The sequence below is a fragment of the Fibrobacter sp. UWB2 genome (assembly GCF_002210425.1).
Taxonomy (GTDB): domain Bacteria; phylum Fibrobacterota; class Fibrobacteria; order Fibrobacterales; family Fibrobacteraceae; genus Fibrobacter; species Fibrobacter elongatus.
In genome coordinates this window covers 18,839-44,603 of record NZ_MWQK01000006.1, presented here as the reverse complement: position 1 = coordinate 44,603, position 25,765 = coordinate 18,839, and the positions used below count along the sequence as shown (strand labels likewise).

Sequence of the window (25,765 nt, the reverse complement as noted above, 5' to 3'; positions counted from 1 at the left end):
TTGACAAAGGGCTAAATTCCAAAAGAATCGATTTGAACGCTATTGTCACCGCAATTCGTTTTGGATTCCATGGTAAATTCGTCCAAGAGGGTGTCAAATACGGCTGTTTCGTCGACATAGGCACAATAGGCTTCGAGAGTTCCATTGTCGTCGCAGGCGCCACTGAGTTCATCATTTACACTTTGGAGCAAGCAAAGCTTTTTGAACTGTTCAAAAAGTTCATCGCAACCGCTGCCAAATTTATCCAGCTTTATACTTCTTTCCACACGATTATTTTGCCCAATCTTAAACTGGGAAGAATAATTTTTCTCGTCAATTTCACAAGATGCCGAGGCGCCCTTTTCTTCGGAGTACACCGCAATCGTGCCTTCGCTTTGTCTATCAACTCCAACAGTCACTTCAACAATCGTATACTTGGTCGTTGCTTCTTTTTCAAACGTGACCGTGTAAAGTTTTTCTTTTTCTAAGACCTGAACGCCCTGCTTAACGACAAAGACTCCATCATTAGCGGGATTGTTGATATAGATATTATCATCCGAACGGGAATAACCGCTAGATGAAATTGAAGAGCTGCTTTCGTCGGTATACGCAAAAGGATTCGCATTCGGATCAACCGTCCCACTAGAACATGCGACTACAGCAAACGGCAAAAGAATTCCAACCAAGTAAATAAATTCATTTAGCATATTTCTTCCCCGTTATTTTATCCGTGAGTGGAAAAAATTGAAAGTTGATACGGCAAACCTGGTCAAAGGTACTATTTTCGTTGGCGATAGCGACAACCTTCTTGCAACAAGCCTTGATTTCTTCGACAATTCTGTTGTACGCATCCTGATTCACGCTAAGCGTAACACCATTAAAGAATCGTTCATTTGCAGAATAGCGGTCCACAGCGCGGGCAGCCATAATGGCCATTTCCTTGTGCATAGCGCGAATGGCGATAGGGAGCGCCTCCTTGGACCCAATAATAGTTTGGGCTGTCTGAGTATAAGCTCCATTATCCTCTTTTTTCAAAAATCCGGCCTTGACGAGGAAATCCAAGACGTCGCTAATCTCTTCGGCAGATACGTATTCCTTGCATTCTTCGGCAAGGTCACGAGGCGTTGCCCCAGGCATCAACGGAGCGAGTTCGCGAATAACCGGATACTTCCAGGATTCATAATATTGAAGCGCCTCTTTGTCGACAACACGGACCTGGTGTTCCAAGGCAATACGCTCCATTTCGAGGAACGCGGCTCTTTGAGTTTCGTTGTTATCCGCATTACCATAGGCTACAAGCTGGTAAAAATACTGTTCTTCGTAATCGACGAGTCCCATCGATTTCGCCACCTGGCAAGCCTTAATCTTACTGAGCTTGCTCTGCCCCATGCTAACAAGCTTTAAAAAATTCGGCGAAGAAAACCCTGCATTCCGGCAAAATTCACGCCACGAGAACGCTCCGAGACGTTTGCGTTCGTCGTAATAATCCTGCAAATAGAGATGGTAATCGCGGTACTCGAAAATAGACTTCATGGGTTTTAAAATAAATTTTTACAATACAGAAGTCAATATTTGTATTATACGGGAAATTTTATTTTGCTGACGAGAAAGCAATATTTTCGATTTTTTAGGAGACGTAAAGTCTATATTATACAGTTTGTATAATAGCGGGAAATAAAGGACTTATGGCTACGAGAAAGCCCCGGCATGGGGGCCGGGGCATGTTCAATAAAAACGCGCAAGTATAGCAATTTAGCGAATCTTGACTTGCAAAACACTATTTTTGCACTTGGCGATGTAATTGCCTTGGCGGAGACCATGCAGCTGCATTTGGGCCTGCCCGGCGGACACGTTATTCGTGGAGCGGACGAGGTTTCCGTTCATGTCGAAGAGCATAATATCGCCGGATGCATAAAGCGTATTGCCGGCACGATGGAGATTCACCTGAGCGCCCGCGAGAACGGTCGGCAAAGCAATTGTAGCCGAGCTGCTAGACTGCGTAATTTCGCTGGAGCTAGAAACTGCGACGCTAGAACTAGAGGCGGGCGCGCTCGAGCTAGACGGCGTTTCCGTGCCGCCCGTGATAAAATTTTCAACGTGCGTGACACCATTGTTCACGTAATTGCCGAGACCATACACACCGCGCATAGCGTTGATAACGTCTGTTTCGAGAACCTTACCCACCGGTGATGATTGACGGCGAATGTAGGCCATGTTGTCATAGCCGGAATTGCTTTCGTTGCCCATATCCCAGAGAATCGGGGTGAGGCCATACTGCTTGGCGGCAGAAACAACATCCTTGTGCCATTGCACGCGGCCCTGCTTGTGGAGATTCAGGTCGGAACCGCTCAATTCCGGAGAGCGGACATTTGCACCAAATTCACCGACAATGACCGGGTAGCCCTTATCCACGTAATTCGTCTTCATCTTGGCAAACTGTTCCTGCGGATGCACGATGCTCCCGAGCTTGGAATCAACAGAGCCCGCCCAGGCATTGTAACCCGCGTTGCGTTTGGGTTCGCTAGCCTTGGTGTAATCGCCATAATAGTACTGCGGCTGAATCATTTCACCACCTGGAGCACCCCAGTCCTGCGGGCTCGTCATGAGCGTGTACTGGTACGGGTCGTAGTAATGCACTTCGAACATCAAGCGGCCTTCGACCTTGTCCTTCGGGAAGGTGCTTACCGGAGCACTTTTGACCGACTTGTCGATGTCGGTATTGAGGCCCTGGATAATCAAGGTTCGGGTTTCGTTGTTGCCACCCGTAGCACGTACTGCATCAATGAACGTCTGGTAATAGTGCATAAGCGTAGACACATGCTGCGATGTCCACGTGTTCACATTCGGGCCGGGTTCGTTTGCGCCCGCAAAGAGCAAGCGTTCGTTGTAGTTCTTAAACTTGTTCGCAATCTGCGTCCAGTAAGTTTTCATCTTGTTGTCGATGTTGCTATTGACGTTCGTGCCGATGTTGCTCTGGAACCAGCCACCCTCACCTTCGTGGTGGATGTTCAAAATCGTGTAGAGGCCCGCGCGCATCGCGTAATCAACAACCGTCTTCACGGAATCGAGCCAAGTTTCAGTGACCTTGCCACCACTCGTGTGGCTATCCCAAGCGCAAGGGATACGCACCGTGTTGAAGCCTGCCGCCTTCACGGAATCGAGCAACGCCTGCGTTGGGAACGGATTGCCCCATAAAGTCGGGCTATTCGGCACTTCCATCGAGTTACCGATGTTGAAGCCCATGCCCATCTTGGCCTGAACATCCTTTGCGGTCGGAAGAGTCGCTGCAGAAACGGCGCCTGCAAGCATCGCTACGCCACAGGCAATTCCCAAAAATTTTGATTGAACCATAACATCTCCTTAAATACCCCCACTATGAATATAATCAAAAGATTCGCAAAAAGGCGATGTCACAAAAAAGGAAGAATTGACAAAAAGGAACGAAAGCAAAAAAGGATGGCCGAAGCCATCCTCTTTTAAAATGCGTAAGGCGATTCCGGCACGGAGGCCGGAATGACAGTCCAAGCAAGAATTACTTCTTCAAGAACTCATTGATGCCTGCAGCAGCACGACGACCTTCGCCCATGGCGAGGATCACGGTTGCTGCGCCGAGCACGATGTCACCACCGGCGTAGACCTTTTCCATAAAGGTCTTGTTGGCGGTTGCATCTTCGAGAAGGATGTGACCCTTCTTGTCGACGGAGAGTTCCGGCGTGGTGTTGCTGATGAGCGGGTTGGAACCGTTACCGATAGCAACGAGCACGGTGTCGCATTCAATTTCGAAGCTTGCGCCTTCGACCTTGACCGGACGCGGACGGCCCTTTTCGTCGGGTTCGCCGAGTTCGTACTTGTCGACGAGCATGCCACGGACGTGACCGGCTTCGTCGCCAAGAATCTTGGCCGGGTTCTGCAAGACGCAGAATTCGACACCTTCTTCCTGAGCGTGGAGAACTTCTTCCTTACGGGCCGGAAGTTCGTTCATGCTACGACGGTAAATGATGCGGACCTTTTCTGCACCGAGGCGGAGAGCCATACGGGCAGCGTCCATAGCGACGTTACCACCACCGAGGACGACAACGTTCTTGCCCGGCCACATCGGCGTATCGGCATTTTCCTTGTCGTAGGCGCGCATGAGGTTTGCGCGGGTGAGGTATTCGTTAGCAGCGAACACACCGACGAGGTTTTCACCTTCGATGTTCATGAACAACGGAAGACCGGCACCGGTACCGACGAACACAGCGTCAAAGCCATCCTTTTCGATGAGGTCCTTGAGCTTGCGGGTACGGCCAATCACAAAGTTCGTTTCGAACTTCACGCCCATAGCGGCGAGAGATTCAATTTCCTTGTCCACAATCTTCTTCGGAAGACGGAATTCAGGAATACCATAGCGGACCACGCCACCGAGCTTGTGGAAAGCTTCGAAGATGGTCACGTCGTGGCCTTCGCGGCGGACGTCAGCAGCGACGACCAAGCCGGCAGGACCGGAACCGATCACAGCCACCTTCTTGCCCGTTGCAGGCTTAACAGCCGGAACCGTAGCACCACCGTTGTTGCGTTCATAGTCAGCAGCAAAGCGTTCCAAGCGACCGATTGCGACAGCCTGGTTCACGTCCTTGTGCATCTTGCCCATGGTGCAGTTCATCTGGCACTGACGTTCCTGCGGGCAAACACGACCGCAGATAGCCGGGAGCAAGCTCGTTTCCTTAATCTTTGCAATAGCAGCCTTGAAGTCGCCTTCGGCAATCTTTGCGATGAAGGCCGGAATGTCGATGTGCACCGGGCAGCTTTCGACACAGAACGGCTTCTTACAGGCGAGGCAGCGGTTAGCTTCGACGATAGCCTGAGCTTCGGTATAACCCTGAGCCACTTCTTCCATCACGCGTGCGCGATAGGACGGTTCGAGCTGCGGCATCGGCTGAGCCGGGATAGCAGTCTTGTCCTTCGGCTTGAGCGGCTGCGGAAGAGCCTTAATCTTTTCAAGTTCCACCTTGGCGGCGGCGTCCAACTGTTCGCGAGTCATATGTTCAGACATTATTTGCTCTCCTTAGCCTTGGCATCAGCCATCTTGTCGATGTTGCACTTGTGACCGTCATTGGCACCGAAGCGGTGCAATGCTTCCTGTTCCTGGGGCTTGAAAGCGCCCATACGCTGGAGCATGTTGTTCCAGTCGACTTCGTGGCCGTCGAATTCCGGACCATCGACGCAGACGAACTTCGTCTTGCCACCGATAGTGACGCGGCAACCACCGCACATGCCAGTACCATCGACCATGATGCTGTTGAGGCTAACGACAGTCTTCACACCATACGGCTTGGTGGTGAGAGCGCAGAACTTCATCATGATCGGAGGACCGATAGCGATGACCATGTCCGGCTTGCCCTTGGTGTCTTCGCAAAGTTCCTTAAGCGGTTCGGTCACGAGACCCTTGCGGCCATAAGAACCGTCGTCGGTCATGAAAATGATGTTGTCAGCGAGAGCGGTCATTTCTTCCTTCATGAGGAAGAGGCTTTCGTTACGGGCACCCATGATGATGGTGACCTTGTTACCTGCAGCCTTGAGAGCCTGGACAATCGGGTGCATCGGGGCAATACCGACACCACCGCAAACGCAGACCACGTGACCAAAGTTGTCGATATGGGTCGGAGAACCGAGCGGGCCAACCAAGACCGGGATATCGTCACCGACTTCGAACTTGGAGAGTTCAGTCGTCGTCTTGCCAACCGTCTGGAAAATGAGGGTGATAGAACCTTCTTCAGTATCGGCATCGGCGATGGTGAGCGGAACGCGTTCACCATTGTCCTTGTTCGTCTGGAGGATGATAAATTGTCCTGCCTTACGTTCTTGCGCGATCAGCGGGGCGTGGACGCGGAATTGGAATACCGCGGGAGATAACTGCTTTTTAAAGAGAATTTTTGCCATAATGCGAGGCAATATAGAAATTTTTTTTGACCACTGATAGTAAAAAAATATGTAAAGGGAGGCTGTAGAGCTGAAAAAAGCCAACTAAAGTTGTAGGAAAAAATTTACAATAATTGTAATTATATGTATATTATGGTTCAAAGGAGTCAAAGAATCATGAGAGTATCTACGAAAGGTCGATACGCCATTCGCGTTATTATTGATATGGCAGAAAACGGCGAAGCCGAATTCCACCCACTGCACAACCTGGCAGAACGTCAGGGACTTTCCGAAAAATATCTCGAAGCGATTCTTGGAGTCCTCGTAAAGAACAACGTGCTCGAAGGCGCACGCGGCAAAGGCGGCGGCTACAAGCTTGCAAAGCCAGCGGCTGAACTCACGGTCTGGGAAATCCTGAGTGTCATTGAGACTTCCATTAGCCCGGTGGAATGCGTTGCTGACGGGAAAAACGGTTGCGACCGTGCAGACGTCTGCCCGACACTCCCAATGTGGAAGGACTTGGCCAAAATCATCAAGGACTACTTCACGGGCATTACGATCGAGCAATTGGCCCGCAAAGCCCCCAAAATTGCGCGCCCGCTCTGCAATGAAAAATAAAAAAGTGAAATCTAGTCACTTTCCGGACTGAACATCAGCGCTGCGCTCTGCGCTTTTTAATTTCGTCCAGAGAAATACCGGAAATAATAGCGATTTTTTCAATAGGAATATCATTAGCAAGCATCGCATCGACCATTTCAAATCGAGTCTCAATCTTGGCACCAGCCAAACGACATTCTATTTCTTCTTTTGCAATCATTTCTCGCTCCAGTTCGTTCAGAGTGGTTTTGTCCAAGTTTTCAATTTTGATGCGGTTCAAGGCGTCGTTGACGATTCCATTCCCAAAGTCAGGAAGCGGTTCGCCCTCATGCGCGTGTTTGAGCACATAGAGCCAAGCGTCAACAGGATCTTTTACCTCGTCTGCGGTTTTATTAAACTTCGGCAGACTTACAATAATATACTTATTTTTGGGGAATAACGTCTCGACGACTCCTCCATTCAACACTTCCTTGCTATAAATAGCCCATTCATCAATGTATTTTTCCATGCAGTACGGCAATTCAAAATCACAAATCCAAATGGATATTGTTTCGGGAATTTCATAACGCCGGTATTCCTTTTCTTCTTTTGTGAGCGTTTTAAATTCTTCTGATTTATCCATTTCATGCTTGCCTTTTATAATCAAGAACGCTTTGTACAATATGGTTCGGTCGATAAAGAAACTGTGGTCTGCCTTCTGCATTTCAATATTAAGGAAACGCTTAGAACCCGTAGTCGCGAAAGCATCCAAAATGACTTTCCGCTCTTCGGGAATCATAAATCTTAACGTATGTTCAAACGAGTAATTCAGATTCTTGATTTGGTCGTCGCCTTTCAGGTGCAAGATTCCATCAACGAAGTCCTTGATGGCATCCTTGCTAGCGAACAGGCTCTTGAATCCGGTATCGGTTCTCGGGTCGATGTAGGTTTTGCCTTTTAGCTTTTCAGGAATAGATTGATTCATAATTACACCTCCATTAAGTTTGGAGGTTCTAATCTACAATAGAGAATTTTCAAAAAGCGAAACTTTGCAAATTTTGCAAACAACCGTTAGCAAAATCGTTTATTTTGTCAACTATGGATTTCAACACTTCACTAGCAAAAAAGTACAAAGCCTCCCCAAAATTGGCCCAAAATACAAGAATCTATTCAATTTTTCTGATTTTTCCAAAGCAAAATCGTTTGCGAAGCCGCATAAAATAAGGTATATTCAGAAGCAGGTCTTATAGGGGCTCTTTTTGAGCGGAGTTAAAACCTATCTTTGCGCTCGGAGCCTTAGCTCAATCGGTTAGAGCGTCGGACTCATAAAAATTGTGGCACCAGCTTGAAAGAGCTGGATGCGAATGGGAAGAAATCGGTGAAACCTAACCAGCGGAAACGCTGCACGGCAACGCCGAGCCGAGCCAGGGGTACACTCCTGGAAGGTGTAGAGACTAGCGGAGCAGTAGAGCCTGCTTAATGACCGCACAAGCCTCCCACGTCTAAACCCGCAAGGGCATGGCGAAGACATAGTCCACGGAGGTGCGAAAGCATCACAAACGTAAACCCGTTGGTTCCCGGTTCAAGTCCGGGAGGCTCCACGAAAGAGGATGAGTTGGAAAACTCACCCTCTTTTTGTTTATCTTTAGGGTTGACCGAATCGGTTATTGGTGTTATATTATAAATAACCGATTCGGTTATTTCGTTGAAAGGCAGGGATCAAAGTGGAAAAATTTTTGGCGCTGACGGAAGAAAAGAAAATGACGATCCTGAACGCAGCACTTCAGTGCTTCGGAAAATTTGGTTATGAAAAAGCATCCGTCAATGATATTGCAGTGGCTGCTCATATCTCCAAGGCATCCATGTTTCAGTATTTCGGAAGCAAAAAACAGCTCTATATTTATCTGCTGGAATACTGTAAAAAGGTCATTGAAGAAATATTTGAAAAAGCACATCTGGATTCCAAAACGGATTTGTTCGACAGGATCCTGGCATCCAGCCGCATGGAAATGGAGAGCTTCCAAAATCAGCCCTTCACCCTGCAGTTTATTACCAGCGTCTGGGAAGAAACTTCTCCCGAAGTAGCCGATGCGCTGGTGATTCTGACAGAGGAAGCCTGCAGCTTCAGAAACGATATGGTTCTTCGGGAGGAGGACGCTTTGAAATTCAAAAACCCGGAGGATGCCCGGCCGGTATTTCAGATGCTGCTTCTGATGGGCGAGGGATATGCGGCCCGGTACCGTGGGGCAAATGCTTTTGACTTTGAGACCGTCATGGATGATTTTGAGAAGAACATCGCAATTCTGCGGAAAAATTTTTATAAGGAGGAGTATCTGAAATGAGCGAGCCAATCATTGTTTTGGAAAAGCTGACCAAGCACTATGGGAAACATCGGGGAATTGACGGACTTAGCTTCTCTGTTGACCAGGGCGAGTTTTTCGGCTTCATTGGCCCAAACGGTGCGGGAAAATCCACCACCATCCGCACCCTGATGGGCCTGATCCATCCCAGCGGCGGCAGCGCATCTATTTTCGGCCTGGACTGCCAGACCAAGGCCAGTGTCATTGCCAGAGATGTGGGCTATCTTCCCAGCGAAAACAGCTATTATGAAAACATGAAGGTGCGGGAACTGCTGCAATACAGCGCAGACCTGTACGGCATGAATTGCGAAACGAAAATGTATGAGCTCTCCGAGCGCCTCAATCTGGATCTGACCCGGAAAATCGCAGACCTGTCTCTGGGCAACAAGAAGAAGGTGGGGATCGTGTCTGCCGTCATGACCTCGCCCAAGCTGCTGATCATGGACGAACCCACCAGCGGCTTAGACCCGTTGATCCAGCAGGCTTTCTACGATATTCTGAAGGAGGAGAACAGCCGGGGAACCACCATTTTCTTCTCCTCCCATGTCCTCAGTGAGGTGCAGAAGCTGTGTGACCGGGTGGCGATCTTAAAAGAGGGCAAGCTCGTGGGCATTCAGTCCATCCGAGAGCTGCGGGAAAGCGGCTATAAAAAGGTCAGCCTTACCGCTGAAACGGCCATCCCCCGTGAGTTCTGGGGCCTGCCCGGCATTGCCAACTACACCGAGAGTCCTGACAAGACCTCTGTTTCCTTTGTGTATAACGGCAATATCACGGCGATCATTGACAAGCTTCACCTGCTGCATTTGGACGATGTGCTTTTGGAAGAACCCTCTTTGGAGGAGATCTTCCTGCACTACTATGCGTAAGGAGGTGTCAGGCATGGTCATTTTGAAATATGAACTGAGAAGGCATCGAACCTATATCCTGGGCTGGGCCATCGCCTTGGCTGCGTGCATCTTTTTCATGACACCGACTTATTACAGCTTTCTGGATGCGGCCTCCGTGGAACTCTTTGAAACCATGGGCACCACGGACTTTTACAGGAGCGTCGGCGTATCGATGGAATACCTGACCTCTCCGCTGGGTATTTACGGGTTCCTGACCAGCTTTTTCATGATTGCCTCCGGCGTTTTCGGGATGCACTTCGGCATTTCCATTCACACCAGAGAATGTACGGAAGGAACCTCGGAATACCTGTTTACAAAGCCCTTTCCCCGGAAAGCAATTTATTGGGCAAAGGCATGGACGGTGTTTGTCGGCGTGGCGATCGTGGGTGCGGCGTATCTGCTGGCTTCCCTTTTCGCCATGGCAACATTCCGTTCCGGAACTCCTTGGGGAGAGTTTTTCCTGATTGCCCTGTCCCTGACCCTTGTGACGCTGTTCTTCGCTGCAATGGGGCTGATGGTGGGAGTTTTGTTTTCCCGCAACCGCAGTCCGCTGCTGACTGCCGGTTTGGTTGTGTTCGTTGAGTATTGCATTACCAGCTTCTCCAACATCGTCAGTAACCGGGCTATCAGTTTTCTGTCTCCCTACTCGTTCTTCGGAGCCGCCGAGATCTCCAAAGCCGGCTTCTATGACCTCCGGTATCTTGGGTGGTGCGTGCTGCTGTTTGCCTTGTTTTTGGTGCTTTCTTACGGTGTCTTTCTGAAAAAAGACATTCAGTTCCGCAGCTAAGGAGGTGTGAACATGAAAACATTGATTAAAAATGAATTCCGCCAAACCAGAAGACTTTTGCTGATCTGGCTGGGAATCATGCTGCTTCTGTGCGGTTTCTGCTATTTTGAGCTTCTGTCCCTACGGGACAGTCTGGATGAAATGGCAGCGATGGTCAGCCAATTTCCGAGACTGATCATGATCATGTTCGGAGTCAAAGGCGACTTGACGACATCCACCGGCTGGTATGTGTGCATCTATTTCTGGGAGGGACTGCTGGCGTTTCCTTATGCCATGTCTTTGGGACTGTCCTGTGTGGCAAGGGAAAAGAAATTCGGAACATCGGAATACCTGTTCACAAAGCCTGTGAAGCGGAAAACCATTGTTCTGGCGAAGGTGATCGTTTCGGCAGTGAACCTGCTGGTGTTCGCCCTGTTCAGCGGCGTGTGTAATTATTTCACGATCGTTCTTCCTTTGGGCGGTCTGGATCAGCCGGGAGCGGTGCTTTCCACAACGATGGGAATGTTCTTTACCCAGACTCTCTTTTTTGCCCTGGGTCTGCTGTTTTCCAGTGTGCTTCGATCCTATAAGGCTGCGGTGCGGACAGGAACAATTTCCATGCTGGCTGCCTATGGGTTGGCCTTTACTGCCGAGTACACAGGAAATCATTTCCTGGACTACCTGACCCCATTGCGTTATTTTGATGTGTACGAGGTAGCACTGCACGGTTTCCACCTTCCCTATCTCGTCTTAACGATCGTTGTGGCAGGTATTTGTGTCGCAGCTGCCCTGGATCAGTGGAAACGGCGGGAATTGTGATGTTACATGAATCGTGTATCTTGAAAACAGCAGCTAACGATATATGGAGGAAATATTTATGTTACGGCCAAAAGAAATAGTATGTAAATGGGTAGATGCCTTTAACAACCATGATGTAGAGGCAATTATGAGCTTGTACCATGATAACGCAACCAATCATCAGGTGACCAATGATCCCGTGATTGGGATAGATGCAATCCGTGAAATGTTTACAGCAGAATTTGCCACTGCCGATATGACTGCCATTGTAGAGAATATCTTTGAAGATGGACAGTGGGCGATTTTAGAATGGAAGGACCCTCTGGGACTGCGGGGATGCGGCTTCTTCCATGTTGTGAATGGTAAAATTCTGTTTCAGAGAGGATATTGGGATAAGCTGTCTTTTCTGAAGCAGCATAATTTGCCTATTGAATCGTTGTGAAAAGGTGAACAGAGCACGAAGTTGAAGGAAGGGCGAAAATGGAGCGAGGAAGAATTATTGTAATTACAGGCCCTCCGGGAACTGGAAAATCGACAGTATGGATGCCATGGAAGGAATATTCTTCTTCGTCGATGCGGGCGGCTTCCTGAAGCCAAACATACAGGTCGTTGCTCTCTGGGTTACAAGGAAGCTCTGAACCACGCCTCTGACGATACAATGCGTACAAGAGAAAAGAGGGAAAGACCGCTGACAGCATTAAAAAAGATGCAATTTTTTCACAGCATACTTTCCGAACCATGTGTGGTGTATGGCACCGCATTTCTCAGCAACACAATATACCAAGTTCGAGGCGGAGAGTCTATTGAAATAAAAAAATCCGAGGAAGAGAATATCTCTCTGCCTCGGATTTTTCGTTTCATCCCTCAATCGGCTGGTGTAGTACCTTCAATTTCAAGATGTCCCTGTGCGGACACGCCCTTCGGTTGTCGCTTTTGATTACAGCAAAAAAATGATAGAATTGGCTAAAAGACGGCAATCACAATATGCAAAACAAATTGAATTTTGTGTGGCGGATGCGACCGATAGAAAAAGTATATTAGAATTAAAAAGAAATCGAGCCTTTACGAAAGCAGTTTCTAATATGGCAATTATGGATATTACGGATATTGAACCACTTCTTATGGCTGTTTATGAACTGTTGCAGGAAAGCGGAATTTTTGTCTTTGCAACGCAACACCCTTGTTTTGTCACGTTGACTGAAAAATATATGACACCGCACAGTTACTATGATATAGCGATTGAAGGGCAACCGAAAGAGCAGATTTATTATCATCGTTCCATACAAGGTATATATGGATAAAGACTTGGAAAAGCTCATGGAAAAATATAACGTTCCATGCAAAGTCAAGAAAGTCAAAAAGCAAACTTTAGACTTGAATCCTCAAGATAAAGTCATTGACTGCGATTATGTTGACCCGGCTGGTTTTCCCCATTGGGACAAAGATTAAATCTTGAATGTCATAAAGGCCCTTTATGCTAAAGAAATTTCTTTCAGTGTATCTCCTTTTATCTGCTTGTCTTTATGCAACGGATTATGAGTGCATAGAGCTTTATGGAGATTATAGAGTTGTAATTGAAGGGACTAAAAATACAGCGAATCAAGTCAGTACAAAACGTTATTCAAGCTATAAATCCTGCAATCGTGATTTGGAAAATTACCTAAATGGTAAAAAGACTCCTATCGCATACGAGTGCATAGAACTTTATGGGGATTACAGAGTCGTGCTCGAAGGAACTAAAAATCCAGCAAATCAAGTTAGCTCAAAACGCTACTCAAGCTATAAATCCTGCAATCGCGATTTGGATAATTACCTAAATGGTAAAAAGACTCCCGTTGAATATGAGTGCATAGAACTTTACGGGGATTTTAGAGTTGTGCTTGCGGGAACTAAAAATCCGGCAAATCAAGTTAGTTCAAAACGTTATTCAAACTATAAATCCTGCAATCGCGATTTGGATAATTACTTAAATGGCAAAAAGACTCCCGTTGAATACGAGTGCATAGAACTTTATGGAGATTTTAGAGTCGTGCTTGCGGGAACTAAAAATCCGGCAAATCAAGTTAGCTCGAAACGCTACTCAAACTATAAATCCTGCAATCGCGATTTGGATAATTACTTAAATGGCAAAAAGACTCCCGTTGAATACGAGTGCATAGAACTTTATGGAGATTTTAGAGTCGTGCTTGCGGGAACTAAAAATCCGGCAAATCAAGTTAGCTCGAAACGCTACTCAAACTATAAATCCTGCAATCGCGATTTGGATAATTACTTAAATGGCAAAAAGACTCCTGTTGCATACGAGTGCATAGAACTTTATGGGGATTACAGAGTCGTGCTCGAAGGAACTAAAAATCCAGCAAATCAAGTTAGCTCATTGCGTTATACCAGCTATGGGTCTTGCAATAAAGCCTTGAATGAATACTTGTCTAAGCAAAGACAATAATCTGCAACTAGAGCTTCTCCAGCTTGCCGTTTTTTATGTAAAAAACCTCTGTTCCGATGGATTTCCACTTTTGGGCGAAGCCTAGATACTTGGACTTCGCCTTTTCTGTTAGGTCGTAAGGGAACGTCAGCGACTCCACGCAATCGACCGTCACATCGCCGTGAAATTGCAGTTCAAGATAGCTGCTGATGTTGTCGCTGCGGAATTTCGTCATGTCGTTCGTCTGCGTTCCCTTCACTGGCAGCTTGCTTTCATACATGTCGTCGTAGGAAACCGCTTTCGGGTCGGTGACGAGACTGGGCTGGTATCTTTCGCTTAGGCTGTCGCCAGCCGTCCATGTGCAGGTCACTTTGTCCTTCTTGAAACGTACCGCGACATTTCCGTATTGGGTGGCGCGGTTGTGCGTCGTCGCCTCACGTAGCTTGTCATGGTCGAGAAGGTTGCCGTACTTTTCGTACTGCGAGATATTGAGCTGGTTCGCCTTTTCCGTTGAACCCAGGTCAAAGAGCTTGTGTGCTGCGGATAGTCTCAAATGGCTCTGCTTGATTGAACCGTCCGCGTTTAGCGACGGGCCGCTATACCCGCCGGAGCTTCCTGTCTCGAAGGTGTTTTTGAAATGGCTGTTGAAAACCTTTTCAAGCAGGTCGTCTTCTATGTGCATCCCCAAGTCGTGCTTCTGGAACAGCTCGCGCATCGTCGCCTCGATTTCTGCGGCGTGTTTCTTTGTCGCCGAGCCGTAGTAATGTCCCTTCTTATATTTCTCGATGGCTGTATCAAGGTGTCCGAGCGTGGGAGGCAACTTGTCGCCCTTGAGGGCGCGAAGGTCGTCGATGCTGATGTTTGTCGAGAACGGGACGCTTGAGCCGGACTTGATGCCAGCCTTGATTTTCTTGAGGCGTTCGAGTCCTTCCTTGTATTCGATTTCCTTCCTTCTCGTTTCCGCTTTCTTGAGCAGTTCCTTGATTTCCGTTTTCGCGGCGTTGTCGCCCTTGGCGATAAGCGCGTCCATTTCGGTCGTGAGCTTCTTGAGGACTGCGGACTTGGGGTGGTTCTTGAGGAATATCTTGATGGAGTCCACGCGGCCAAGTTCCGTTTCCCAGTCGATGAGGCGTTCCACTTCGGCGAGAGCTTTCTGTCTTATAGTGGCTCTTTTTGAGCGAAGTTAAAACTTTAGTAATTCCTATGGCTTTGGGAAAAGCTGTATAATCCCAATTTTAAACCACTCGAATCCGAGTGGTTTAGAAAGGAAGACGGACTCTACGCCTTTACTTTGTCGCCACCCAAAAAAACTCGCCCGTTCTGCAAAGAGAACATAAAAGAGTAGAGTTAAAAATTTCGAACATTCACGGCGGCAAAACCGCCGTTTTTTTTTGCGAACATTTTCAGAAAAATCTTGACAACAATCTCTAAAAGGATTACATTCATTAGTGAACAAATGTTCTAGTGCTCAAATTTTTCAAACACTGTGGTTTTTATGTTTGTCCGCAGGGAGGCGACGATGAAAATAAAGGTTATGGATGCAGAAATTTCCGTACAGAGAATCGGCAATGACGACTACATTTCGTTGACCGACATGGCCCATAGTCAAATGCAAGAACACATCATATTCAAATGGCTGAGCAATAAAAACACCATTGAATATCTAGGAGAATGGGAGTCTTTGTACAACCCGAATTTTAATTATACCGAATTCGGTACAATTAAAAATGCTGCAGGAAGCAACAATTTTGTTCTTTCGGCTAAGCAATGGATACTCTCAACAAATGCTCAAGGAATTGTAGCCAAAACAGGACGATATGGCGGAACTTTTGCACATAGAGATATAGCGTATCATTTCGGAATGTGGATTAGCCCCAGATTTCAACTATTATTGGTTCGCGAATACCAACGCCTCAAAGAAGCTGAACAAGCCAAGTTCGGCTGGTCTGTACGCCGTGAGCTCTCTAAAATCAACTACCACATTCATACGGACACCATCAAACAGAATTTGATCCCGGCAACACTCACAAAACAGCAAGTGAATATGGTTTACGCTAATGAAGCAGATGTTTTAAATGTTGCTTTATTTGGATTTACTGCTAAAGAATGGCGCAATGCGCATGACGATTTGCAAGGCAACGTCCGCGATTATGCAACAGTAAACCAGCTAATTTGCCTTTCGAACATGGAGTCGTTAAATTCAGTTCTGATCAAGGAAGGCTTGCCACAACCAGAGCGGTTGCAAAAACTGAATCAGATTGCGATTTCGCAGATGACCGTGCTAGAATCTATCGGAGAAAATAAACTGCTAAAATAATCCACTGCGGCCATTCACTTTCCGGACTGAATTTCGAGCAAGTCCGCCGTGAGAGTGGCGTCGTCAGGGAAATATTTTAAAGCGACATTCAAGAGGCGCACGGATTCTTCTGTGCGTTTTTGCGCGTGGACATCGTAGGCCATATTCTTGAAACCAAAGACGGCTTCGGCATTCCCGTTTTTAGCAGCAAGCTCGTAGGCATATTCGGCGCGATCATAGAACTTGGCATCGTATGCGAGGTTTCCCATGAAGATGGCGGCATCGGAAAAAACGGGCTTGATTTGCAAAATGTTATTTAAGATTTCCATGGCGATGTAGGGCTTTTTGTCTTCGGCAAGGACATCGGCAAGCTTGTACATAATTTGCGTGTCGTCAATTTTCACGCTGAGGGCTTCGCGGTAGGCGTTGGCGCTTTCTTCAAAATTCTTGTTCAGGCGGTAAACATCACCAAGATAAACTAAGAAATCGGATTCTTCGGGATGGAGCGTGTAGCCTTCGCGAATTACGGCAACGGCTCGGTCAAAGTCATTCAGAGCAATGTTCGCTTCGGAGAGCTGGTAAACGATGCTGATGTCATTTTTGTCGAGGCGGTAAGCATTTTCGATGGCGCGGAGGGCTCCGACTTTGTCGCCGGTTTTGGAGTAAGCCTCACCGAGGTAAAGCCAGCCGGAAATGTTATCGGGGTCGAGTTTGAGCGCACGGTGGTAAACGGCAATGCATTCCGGGAATTGTTTTAAGCGGAAGTAGACGCTAGCCATATTGAAAAGTGCGGGTGCAAAATTGCCTTCGGAATAGTCCACAGCCTTGCGGTAGGCGGCGGCCGCCTCGGGATATTTGTCCATCTGGTAATAGCTATTGGCGATGTTGAAACTCACGGCAACGGGATCGGCGCCGCGGGCTTCGGCCTTGCGGTACAAGAGGATAGCTTGCTTGAATTTTCCACTGCGATAAAGGGCGTTCGCGCGATCCATCAAGTCAAAGGAAGATTGCGCTGCAAACGACGAAATTACAAAAAGCAAAACAAGAATAAACACTTTCATACTAGTCTCTAAACTTCACTTCGAAGGGTTGTTCCATGCCGCAGAAAGCAACGGCTTTGCCGTCCTTTTCGGCGGGAGCAAAAGTCATACGAGCAATAGCATCCTTCCCCGCTTGCGCAAGCCCTGAACCTGCGGGAGATTCTTCGATGACTTTGATATCATACGCGCGTCCGCCAACATCCACACAGAAACTGAGACGAAGCATGGCATCTATTTCGCGGTCTCGGATTTGCGGCGGCACCTGAAAGTTTGCGACAGAGCGGCTTTCGGGCTTTTTATCGACATCGCCTTTTTCAGTGGACAGAGCACCACCTCGAAAATCGGCAACGAGCTCGCTATTGATGGCAGCACCCGCAGTTCCTGAAACGGCGCCAAGAGCCATGGCAAAACGCGGTCCCGCTTTGGGCGAGCGCGAATTCGACTTTTGGCGGTTTGGCTTGCGTGCCGTGTGTTTTTTCTCAATCTTCTTTTCGACTTCTTCAACTTTTTTCACGGAGACTTCGGTCTTGACGAATTTCTTTTCGTGGAAGATTTTACCCGTCAAGAACAAGTTCGCCATCGTCACGGAGAATACGAGAACCATGCTCGCAAGAATCGCCGCGAGAAGGATTGTAAAACGCTTTAAAAACTTTTTTACAAACTTTCGCATTATTCACTCAGTTACTCTGCTTGGGCGGCGATGGAGACTTTTTTGACGCCGGCCAAATTGCACATATCGATGACCTGAACGAGCACGCCGGTTTCGGATTCCTTGTCCGCAATCACGACGGCTTCGCGGTCGGGCGCTTTCGCAAGAGACTGTTTCAAGATGTCTTGCAGGCTCGCCAAATCCACCTGGCGTTCATTCATGTGAATCGTCCCTTCGCGCGTGATGGCTATGAGCAAGTTTTCTTTTTCAAGTTGGCTCGCCGATTGCGCCTGCGGTTTCGTCACATCCACACCCGTTTCGCGAGTGAACGACGACGTCACCACAAAAAAGATGAGCAAGATGAACACGATATCCATCAGCGGACCCATTTCAATGCCCACGTCTTTCTGTTTTCTTCTCGGTAAATTAAATTCCATAACAAATCCTTTAGATTGCTTCGCCTACGGCTCGCAATGACGTTGTCCAGCTCGGGTTGCAAAATAGTTGTCGATTACCGTTGCGCCAAGTTCCATTTCCTGCTTCAAGATTTCAATGCGTTCGTCCAAACGCTGTTTCATAAGAGTCAGCGGGAACGCAATCAAGAGCCCGCTCTGCGTCGAAATCAAGGCTTCTGAAATTCCATCCGCCATCAGCACCGGGTTCTGGTTTCCATACAACGTGATCACCTCAAAAGTCGAGACCATTCCCGTGACCGTTCCAAGCAGGCCCAAGAGCGGAGCGGCTGCAGCCATCACAGAAACAATGTGGTTCCCTTGTTCCATGTAGCGCACACTTTTCATCATGCGTACTTGCATGTAATCGCGAAATTCGTCATAATTTTTTTGCGCAATTTCAATCGCGTAAGAAAGTTCTCTTGAAAGGAATCCACCGCGTTTGCGAAGGTTTGTCAAAGTCATCTGCACACGTTGTTCATCAGAGTAAGATTCGGCTCCAGCAACAGCTCTTTCACCGGTCAAGCCGCGCTGCATGCGCCTCACAACTTTAGTGATATCCTTCCTGAAAAAATCGCTACCGATGCGAAACCAGCTCGAGAAAAGGAAATAGAATCCAACAACGCCCGACAAGAGGATGGGTAGCATTACTACGCCACCCGCCTCATACGTATTCCGCAGAGATTCTATGAATATGTAATGAAAATCAGTCATAATTCATTCAGATGAGATTGCCGCGTTTTCAACTCGCAATGACGTATTTTACTTACTTTCCTTTCCAAAGACTTTATTCATAAGCGAAGTACTTTGCACGTAGAGTTCGCTGGTGATTTTTTCAATCTTTTCGCTCAGGAGCCCATGCAAAATCATCACAGGGATTGCAATGACAAGGCCCATTTCCGTCGTGACAAGAGCTTCGGAAATACCGCCCGCAAGCACGCGAGCGTCATTCGTCCCAACTTCGGTAATCACAGTAAAGAGCGTGATAATACCCGTCACCGTACCGAGCAAGCCCAAGAGCGGAGCGATCGTTCCCATCGCAGCCAGAAGGCCCATGCGGCGTTCCAATTTCGGCTGTTCACGGAGCAAAGCCTCTTGCAGGGAGCGTTCCGCATTTTCACGCGTATCGTTCACCTTGTTCAGCACCGCAAAAAGCACCATTGCAAGACTCGTCTCTTTCTTAAGGCAGAGATTAGCAGCTTCTTCGTACTTTTTCTCGGCAATAAGCGCATCCATCTTCTTGGTGAAGCGACGGCCGAGATGACCACGGTAAGAAAGCATCACGAAACGTTCAAGGAACAGGAGGAGTGCAATAATCGCCACGAGCATCAACGGATACATCACGATACCGCCCTTCTTGAAGAAAGCCTTGAATTCTTCAGTCCAAGTGAGTTCCTTCGTATCGGTGATAGAATTCTTGATGGCCTTGTTCTGCAGCACATCCAACGGAATCGCGATAGTAGCCTGCGCGTCCGTTGCAGCACTTGCCACCGAGCCCGCCTGGTTCACGGCAGACTTGATATTTGCCGCCATTTCCGTGGGCAAATTTGCATTCCATTCAAAGACCTTGCCCTGCAAAGCACCAGAGCGCAACAACGCCTGCACATCGCCATTGTCGTTCGCCACTTCGCCGAGGAACACCGTTCCTAGGCGCAAACGATTCACGCTCACATCCGGGCGCGTACCGACCTGCGAAAGTTCAGCACCGTAAGACTGCGTGTAAGTGACTTCGTGACGGGCAAGCAAATCTGCCATATAGCCCTGCACCGCAGCAATTGTATTCGGCACATTCTTTTCGGCTTCGGCACTGGCGCGTTTCAAGTTCAAAAGGCGCTTGTTCATCCCGACCGGATAATCGCCCGCCACATCGCCAAGCGTCTTTTCAATCGAAAGCTTCACTTGCGTGTTGAGCGCGTCGAATGCAATTTCTTCGCTCTTGGACTTTTCTTCCGCTTCTTCGGTGACATTTTTGTTTGCCATCACTTCTTCGGTGACGCGGCCAAGATCTGTCGAGAGTTTGGAATAGCGACCGTCCAGTTCACGCGTTTTATTCTGGTGTTCTTCGGTCAACTGCGATTCGGCATAACGATTGCTCCAATGCTTGGCATCGAGCTTTTCAAGAGAATCGGCTTTTTGCATGCGGATGCGGGTAAGCGTTTCGACTTCGCGTTGCAAATTGCGCACTTCGATTTGCAACAAGGAATCCTTGATACGGGCTTCGTCTTCGGCGCTTTTCTTGTCGCTGGACCATGGCCAAGCAAAAGCAGAAGAGGCGAGCATCATGACAATTGCAAAAAACTTCACTAGATCCTTCGACTTCACTACGTTTCGCTCAGGATGACAATTCATAATACTCTCGTCTTTCGTCTGTAGGGCTACGCCCGTTCTTTCGTCTAAAATCATCTCACGCCTCCCACAACAGAAAGGCTTACAGGCAATTTTACAATCTGAGGTGGCTTTTTAGCCTGCTTCACATCGATGGCAAGTTTCACAGCGGCGCGTTCCTCAAGATTCAATTCTTCGTTCCATTCATAAACAATCTTATCGTTTTCCAGCTTACGTTCCAGGCGACCGTAAGAGGCTCCGTTTTCATCGACATAGACCATCCACTGGTTCCCTACGCGGAGAATCGTTGCGTTTACAATTTCGCCATTTTTGCGAGTGAGCGGGTTGTTGACCACAGAAACTTCATCGCCAAACTTGATTTCTTCATTCACGAGCGACTTCATGCGAGAAAATGCTTCTTCTTCGGTCACGTTTCCGCTTTCGATTTCACGCGTCAAAGATTTTGCACGATCAAGGCGCTTGTCGCGTTCCCACGGGAGCGTCTGCGCAATTTGGACTTCGAGCTGTTTACAGATTTTGGCAAGTTCACCGCGCAATGCACGGCGTTTTGCGGCCACGTTATCGCTCTTGTTCTTCGCGCGAGCCTGCTTGTTGCGCTCCTGCTGGAGGCTAGCGGCCACCTTGCGAATTTTGGCATTCAGGCTATCAATTTCCAGATTGCGGCGTTCCACATCCGCCTTGTAGCGCTGTTCAAGCAACTGGCGATGTGATGCATCTGCACGCAGCATCGAATCCGTTGATGCGATTCGTGTGTTCAAATTTTGAATTTCAGAATTCAGCTTTTCCTTTTGCAGTTTCAAGTCTCGAATTTCGGACTCGTAGTCTGCAAAGGCATTCACCGCCAAAAAGGCTGACATCACAAAAATAACAAGTTTCTTTTTCATATTCACCTATGTAACACCTAAGCTATTAAAATCTGTCACCAGAAAAAACAAAAATTTAACTTTCTTTCGAACAAACACCTTTAACGCATAACACTAACTAAATCATTCGACATATAACTATCGACCACTCCTGTCGTATAACTCTCTACCCTTATAGACCTAAGACATTCTTTACGATTTTCTTGTTCGTAGCCCAATTCTTCGCAAAGAGAGTATTTTTCACTACAGGGACTTTCACACCAGTTTTTCACTTCCTTTTCCCAAACAGACGATTTCAGACTATCCACAACAAAGCGGTTCACCAAGGCTGGTCCACATTGCGGGAATGTTTCATAATCCCAATTGCGATCGGAACACCATTGCCACATATAGGTATTACATTCATTTTTTTCCTTACTTTCGAGGCACCTTGTTTTAAGCGCTCCACAACTTGCAATTTTATTGTCTTCAAAACCGCTTGTAACGCAGTAGCGCTTAAGGCCATCTGCATAAGCTTTCGATTTATCTTCGGGCTTAATGGTATCCGGTAAAAACTCAGACCACGTTGATGAACCCAGCAACATTGCCGCTTTCACGTTAGACGCATAACAATCTTTACTCACTTCGTAATCGTCACCCCATAAATAATACTTATACGATTCTTTATTCGCATCAATCAAATCTAAGTGTGCCATATTCCGATTTGAAAGCATTCCCGAACACATCACATCGACAAAAAGACGACATCCCCTTGTTGTTTCATTAACATCTTCATTATAGCAATGCCTATCAGCCATGTGGAACATACTAATATATTCGCCTTCATCAAAGCCCATATCTATTTTAAACGAAGTCTTGGCAGCGCCAAAAAAGACACCCATACCGTTTTCAATATTGGATTCCGGTTCAACACGTGAATCCGAGGCAGACTGTTTAACTTTGTCCACATAGTCAATATATGAACCGTCCGTCGTATAAATATCAATCGAAGAACTCCCTAAAGGAATAACCATATTCGTCAGGTACAGCGTATCGAGCATTTTATTTCCAGCAACAACGCGGTTTGACGTAAAGCCAAGATTCTGTTGCGTTTCCAACGGATCGTGAATTGAAACGCCTCTATAGCCATGGGAATCCTCTTTAGAAAGCCCTTCCATCAAATGATTAATCGTCGTATTCGGAGATTCTCCATTGTCCATACCATAATTTAGAATCATAAGGACGCCCCGAGCAGAATTATCATAATCTAGAGCAACGCGGATAAATTCCATATCCATCGGATATTCCAAAAAATCAATTGCAAATATTTTACCGACTTTGTAAGTTTCCCACTTATAGCTACCATCCTGTAGCGGGATATTCAGTCCCTCAACCTTGACAGAATTCGGGATTGTCGCTGTAGCCTTGTACGTAGAAGTCACCATTTGACCGGCGCTATCCCACTTAAAGGAGGCGTTCAATTTATAGGTTTCACCAGCTATACCCTTGTATGCAAAGTCGTAATATGAAGACCTAGCGCCATAGTAAGAAAAGCATCCATTTCCAACAGAGTGAAGTGTTACCTCGCTTATTTCGCCATTGCCTTTACTGCCAGCAAAGCGACCTTCGACAGTCACATTGGCGGATTCATAAAAATCAAAATTTTCCGTAGAAACTTCATCGAGCTGATACACTTTCGAGAAGCAGATATACGGAGATGCATTTTCAAGAACGTACCCGTACGTATAAATTCCCACGTAGGTTTCACGTTCTTCTGGATAGTATTCCCACGGGCCGTGAAAATCGCAAGCCGCTAAAAGAATTGCCGTCAATATAAGGATTTGTCTAGAAATAGTATTCATAATTCAGCATAATCGGTAAAAAGGGGAACTGAGAAATTGAGGTTTTCTTCGGAGGCGTTTTACGCGTATCGTAGAAGGTAAAGAACATATTATCGTGATCGGTCAAGTTGATAATCGTCCAGCTAAAATTCCACTTGCCTTCGCGACCAATATCAATTGCCTTCAGGTCAATTCTAAAGTAGTCCGTCTGGCGCCCCGCATTGCGACTTCCTGGCACCACGACTATATTATCCGAATATTTCTGGGAACCAATTTCCTTGGCCATGTAGTATCCCTTATATTCGCTAATCGGCATACCCGATGAATATTTAAGCGCTAGTGACGAACGGAAATAACGACCCTTTTTCTTGTGTTGCCACAAGGCATCTTCACCACCTTTCCAGTTAATGCCAAGATCCAGCTTCAAAGCATAGGGCTGATGCCAGCTCGGGAAATACGGTTTAGAACCATCGTTGACTCTTGCCACGCTGATACTCTGGCTCCAGTTGATTCCGCCAAACCACCAACCTTTATCTTTACGGAGAGAAAGTTCGTAGCCCATGGAATAACCGTCTGCCGTACCAAAGTTATCGGCCAACACCATATTCTTTGAGTTCGAATCATCACTACTATCCGATTCCACAGCAAACGTATTCAAGTTGCTTTGCGTTTTGTAATAAACCCCTGCGGTAAAGTCATAGCCTTCGAAAAGATCTCGTTGACTGTATTCCGCCGCAAAGAGCCACGATGATGCCGGTTTAATATGGCGGCCATCCGTTGTCGTTGTCACCGGATAATAAAACTCGTTTAAGGTTTCCTGATCCGTATAGACAATTGAATTCATGTACTGCAAGTAGTAGCCACCATAAAGTTCCAACGACTTGGTATCATCCAAATTAACATTCAGCGAGAGGCGTGGTTCTACACCAAAATGTTGCGCCGCAGACTGATAATTCAAACGCAAGCCATATTGCAATAAGTAATCCGGAGAAATCTTCCAAGCGTCCTGCGCATAAGCGACATGGTGGAACGGTTTTTCAACATCTGCCACGCTGATTGTCGCCATCTGTTCCTGATAACGTTCCCTTGTATATTCCAGTTCATATCCAAAGGTAAACGTATGATTATCTATACCACGGTAATTCAGCCATTGCTTACCCGCAAAAGAATAAAGTTCCATCTTAATCGACATGAAGTCGCCAATTTTCATCGTCTGGTAAAATTCACTAAAAGCAAGCGTTGCATTGTAATCCCATTTATCATTGATGCGATGGTATATTCCCAGCGGGATTGCCGTGTTACCCCAGTCCATGTAAAGCGGGTCATATTCCAAGCGGTCCTTTCCGATATAGAAACTTAACTTGAGGCGCGTATCTTTAGAGAAATCGTACATAAACGTTCCCTGCAAGTCCGTGAACTCATAATCCAGATCCAAATCCAAGAGGCCAATGGCATTGCACAAATCGAGAATGTAGCCGATGTAAGTCGTACGACCCGCAAACACCCAGCGGGCAGGCCCCTTATGACCTTCGGTATGGAGTTGAGCCGCAAACGTACTGATTTTGATGCTCGACTTGCTAAACCATTCTTCGACAGAATCCTGACCGCCCGCACGACCTTCCATTTTGAGCACAGAACTTAAACGGTTGCCGTACTGCGCCGGGAATCCGCTCTTATAGAACTGCACATCGTCAATACCTTCGACGAGGAACGTGCTAAAAAGCCCAAAGAAATGCACCGGAGAATAGACGACCGCATTATCAAACAAGAAGAGATTCTGGTCGGCAGCGCCACCGCGCACGTAAATCTTGGAACTGAAATCGGAACTGGCGACAACGCCCGGGAGCGCCTGGATGCTCTTGATGACATCGGCTTCGGCAAGGCCCGGCATGCGCTTGATGGACTTTGCGGAAACAACAGATTCACCCGGCTTGCGTTTGGGGCGGCGGCGCAACTGCACCACGACTTTTTTGAGTTCGGTCACCTTGGAATTTGCGCCGCCCGAAGCGAGAAGTTTTTCCACATCGACATCAGATGTGCTATCGGAGTTTGCAGTCGGAACCTTCGGCTCCGCTTGCGCTTCAGCACGACCGTTCAAAATTGTATCTTCAACCGTGACTTCGTTGGGACCAAGCGTTTTGCTGAACGTGCTATCATTACCAAAATACAGGAGTTCATAGCATTTTTCTTTTTCGGCACCAGAAGTATCGGAGTTCGTCACACAAATGTTCCAAAGCGTATCGGCAGGGAGGACAACGCTAAAGGGCGCCCCCACGGTCGTCTGCAAAGACTCGCCCGTTTCGAGAATTTCGACATTTAGCTTTTCGTGAGCTTCAAACGAGTCATCCTGAACAATTCCATTGAAGATAATACGTTCGTGGGCTGCGGCAAACGCAACCATCATCGACACAAAAACAACAATTTTCAACATAAAACTCATTACAGTTCCTAAACCTTTCCCCAATGGAACACCTCAAGGTACAAAAAGTGTTACCACATAATTCAAAAAATTTAAAAATTTATAGTAAACTCAAAATTTTTCATACAAAAGGAGATCCCCGAACAAGTCGGGGATGACAAGAGCATACAGGAGATGCCCACTTACTTCGA

The 25,765-nt window shown here is 47.2% G+C and carries 24 protein-coding genes and 1 pseudogene; 10 read left to right on the top strand and 15 right to left on the bottom strand.

The window, feature by feature from the left end; all coding sequences use genetic code 11:
* Positions 1 to 11 precede the first annotated feature (11 nt).
* The 5 genes from B7982_RS12345 to B7982_RS12325 all read right to left on the bottom strand — a co-directional run bounded on the left by B7982_RS12345 (position 12) and on the right by B7982_RS12325 (position 5,898).
* The gene (locus B7982_RS12345) at positions 12 to 686 is read right to left on the bottom strand and encodes a hypothetical protein (protein ID WP_088661011.1); all 675 of its coding nucleotides are present in this window, start codon (positions 684 to 686) and stop codon (positions 12 to 14) included.
* A complete protein-coding gene (locus tag B7982_RS12340) occupies positions 676 to 1,512 on the bottom strand; it encodes a TIGR02147 family protein (protein ID WP_088661010.1) in 837 nt (278 codons plus the stop codon). Before B7982_RS12340 ends, B7982_RS12345 begins: the two co-directional genes overlap by 11 nt.
* Before the next feature lie 219 nt (positions 1,513 to 1,731).
* Positions 1,732 to 3,330, bottom strand: coding sequence for a glycoside hydrolase family 5 protein (locus B7982_RS12335; protein ID WP_088661009.1), 1,599 nt, complete (start codon positions 3,328 to 3,330; stop codon positions 1,732 to 1,734).
* Positions 3,331 to 3,511: 181 nt separating this feature from the next.
* A complete protein-coding gene (gene gltA, locus B7982_RS12330; RefSeq protein ID WP_085491167.1) occupies positions 3,512 to 5,011 on the bottom strand; it encodes an NADPH-dependent glutamate synthase in 1,500 nt (499 codons plus the stop codon).
* The gene (locus B7982_RS12325; protein ID WP_085491168.1) at positions 5,011 to 5,898 is read right to left on the bottom strand and encodes a sulfide/dihydroorotate dehydrogenase-like FAD/NAD-binding protein; all 888 of its coding nucleotides are present in this window, start codon (positions 5,896 to 5,898) and stop codon (positions 5,011 to 5,013) included. Before B7982_RS12325 ends, gltA begins: the two co-directional genes overlap by 1 nt.
* A 156-nt stretch (positions 5,899 to 6,054) precedes the next feature.
* Between B7982_RS12325 and B7982_RS12320 the strand changes: the two genes are divergently transcribed.
* Entirely contained in the window at positions 6,055 to 6,495 is a 441-nt protein-coding gene (locus B7982_RS12320) for an Rrf2 family transcriptional regulator (RefSeq protein WP_085491169.1), read from the top strand.
* 34 nt (positions 6,496 to 6,529) lie between these two features.
* Here the strand turns inward: B7982_RS12320 and B7982_RS12315 are convergent, their stop codons facing one another.
* Positions 6,530 to 7,438 (bottom strand): PD-(D/E)XK nuclease family transposase, encoded by a 909-nt coding sequence (locus B7982_RS12315; protein ID WP_085491170.1) that lies wholly within the window; start codon positions 7,436 to 7,438, stop codon positions 6,530 to 6,532.
* A gap of 739 nt (positions 7,439 to 8,177) precedes the next feature.
* On the opposite strand from B7982_RS12315, the gene B7982_RS12305 reads away from it, so the two are divergent.
* From B7982_RS12305 to B7982_RS12275, 8 genes and pseudogenes are all read left to right on the top strand, one after another.
* Positions 8,178 to 8,795, top strand: a complete 618-nt coding sequence (locus B7982_RS12305; protein ID WP_073053488.1) for a TetR/AcrR family transcriptional regulator — start codon at positions 8,178 to 8,180, stop codon at positions 8,793 to 8,795.
* Positions 8,792 to 9,679 (top strand): ABC transporter ATP-binding protein, encoded by an 888-nt coding sequence (locus B7982_RS12300; RefSeq protein WP_073053486.1) that lies wholly within the window; start codon positions 8,792 to 8,794, stop codon positions 9,677 to 9,679. The genes B7982_RS12305 and B7982_RS12300 overlap by 4 nt, the downstream gene beginning before the upstream one ends.
* 13 nt (positions 9,680 to 9,692) lie before the next feature.
* Positions 9,693 to 10,487, top strand: a complete 795-nt coding sequence (locus B7982_RS12295) for an ABC transporter permease subunit (protein ID WP_035769273.1) — start codon at positions 9,693 to 9,695, stop codon at positions 10,485 to 10,487.
* A gap of 12 nt (positions 10,488 to 10,499) precedes the next feature.
* Entirely contained in the window at positions 10,500 to 11,285 is a 786-nt protein-coding gene (locus B7982_RS12290) for an ABC transporter permease subunit (RefSeq protein ID WP_026667057.1), read from the top strand.
* Positions 11,286 to 11,343: 58 nt separating this feature from the next.
* The gene (locus tag B7982_RS12285; protein WP_072831146.1) at positions 11,344 to 11,706 is read left to right on the top strand and encodes a nuclear transport factor 2 family protein; all 363 of its coding nucleotides are present in this window, start codon (positions 11,344 to 11,346) and stop codon (positions 11,704 to 11,706) included.
* A gap of 478 nt (positions 11,707 to 12,184) precedes the next feature.
* A pseudogene (locus B7982_RS12280) lies at positions 12,185 to 12,559 on the top strand (class I SAM-dependent methyltransferase); the annotation flags it as partial.
* Positions 12,558 to 12,713, top strand: a complete 156-nt coding sequence (locus B7982_RS15030) for a hypothetical protein (RefSeq protein WP_170861496.1) — start codon at positions 12,558 to 12,560, stop codon at positions 12,711 to 12,713. The pseudogene B7982_RS12280 and the gene B7982_RS15030, both read left to right, overlap by 2 nt.
* Positions 12,714 to 12,738: 25 nt before the next feature.
* Complete coding sequence (locus tag B7982_RS12275; protein ID WP_088661007.1) at positions 12,739 to 13,710, top strand: hypothetical protein; 972 nt, start codon at positions 12,739 to 12,741, stop codon at positions 13,708 to 13,710.
* 7 nt (positions 13,711 to 13,717) lie between these two features.
* On the opposite strand, the gene B7982_RS12270 is transcribed toward B7982_RS12275, so the two are convergent.
* Complete coding sequence (locus B7982_RS12270) at positions 13,718 to 14,827, bottom strand: hypothetical protein (RefSeq protein WP_073423623.1); 1,110 nt, start codon at positions 14,825 to 14,827, stop codon at positions 13,718 to 13,720.
* Between the two features lie 381 nt (positions 14,828 to 15,208).
* Here B7982_RS12270 and B7982_RS12260 point away from each other — a divergent pair, with 381 nt between their 5' ends.
* Entirely contained in the window at positions 15,209 to 16,006 is a 798-nt protein-coding gene (locus tag B7982_RS12260) for a KilA-N domain-containing protein (protein ID WP_073423624.1), read from the top strand.
* Between the two features lie 14 nt (positions 16,007 to 16,020).
* On the opposite strand, the gene B7982_RS12255 is transcribed toward B7982_RS12260, so the two are convergent.
* The 8 genes from B7982_RS12255 to B7982_RS12220 form a co-directional block, all read right to left on the bottom strand.
* Positions 16,021 to 17,046 (bottom strand): tetratricopeptide repeat protein, encoded by a 1,026-nt coding sequence (locus B7982_RS12255; protein ID WP_088661006.1) that lies wholly within the window; start codon positions 17,044 to 17,046, stop codon positions 16,021 to 16,023.
* Position 17,047: 1 nt separating this feature from the next.
* Positions 17,048 to 17,695, bottom strand: coding sequence for an energy transducer TonB (locus tag B7982_RS12250; protein WP_088661005.1), 648 nt, complete (start codon positions 17,693 to 17,695; stop codon positions 17,048 to 17,050).
* An 11-nt stretch (positions 17,696 to 17,706) separates the two neighbouring features.
* Positions 17,707 to 18,111, bottom strand: coding sequence for a biopolymer transporter ExbD (locus B7982_RS12245; RefSeq protein WP_014545652.1), 405 nt, complete (start codon positions 18,109 to 18,111; stop codon positions 17,707 to 17,709).
* Positions 18,112 to 18,135: 24 nt separating this feature from the next.
* Complete coding sequence (locus B7982_RS12240; protein ID WP_088661004.1) at positions 18,136 to 18,840, bottom strand: MotA/TolQ/ExbB proton channel family protein; 705 nt, start codon at positions 18,838 to 18,840, stop codon at positions 18,136 to 18,138.
* A 48-nt stretch (positions 18,841 to 18,888) separates the two neighbouring features.
* Positions 18,889 to 20,430: a MotA/TolQ/ExbB proton channel family protein gene (locus tag B7982_RS12235; RefSeq protein WP_233138540.1), complete on the bottom strand. Its 1,542-nt coding sequence runs from the start codon at positions 20,428 to 20,430 to the stop codon at positions 18,889 to 18,891.
* A 95-nt stretch (positions 20,431 to 20,525) separates the two neighbouring features.
* Positions 20,526 to 21,356 (bottom strand): DUF3450 family protein, encoded by an 831-nt coding sequence (locus B7982_RS12230; protein WP_088661002.1) that lies wholly within the window; start codon positions 21,354 to 21,356, stop codon positions 20,526 to 20,528.
* An 80-nt stretch (positions 21,357 to 21,436) separates the two neighbouring features.
* On the bottom strand, positions 21,437 to 23,176 hold the full coding sequence (locus tag B7982_RS12225; protein WP_088661001.1) for a hypothetical protein: 1,740 nt from the start codon (positions 23,174 to 23,176) through the stop codon (positions 21,437 to 21,439).
* Positions 23,160 to 25,595: a TonB-dependent siderophore receptor gene (locus B7982_RS12220; protein WP_088661000.1), complete on the bottom strand. Its 2,436-nt coding sequence runs from the start codon at positions 25,593 to 25,595 to the stop codon at positions 23,160 to 23,162. The genes B7982_RS12225 and B7982_RS12220 overlap by 17 nt, the downstream gene beginning before the upstream one ends.
* Positions 25,596 to 25,765 lie beyond the last annotated feature (170 nt).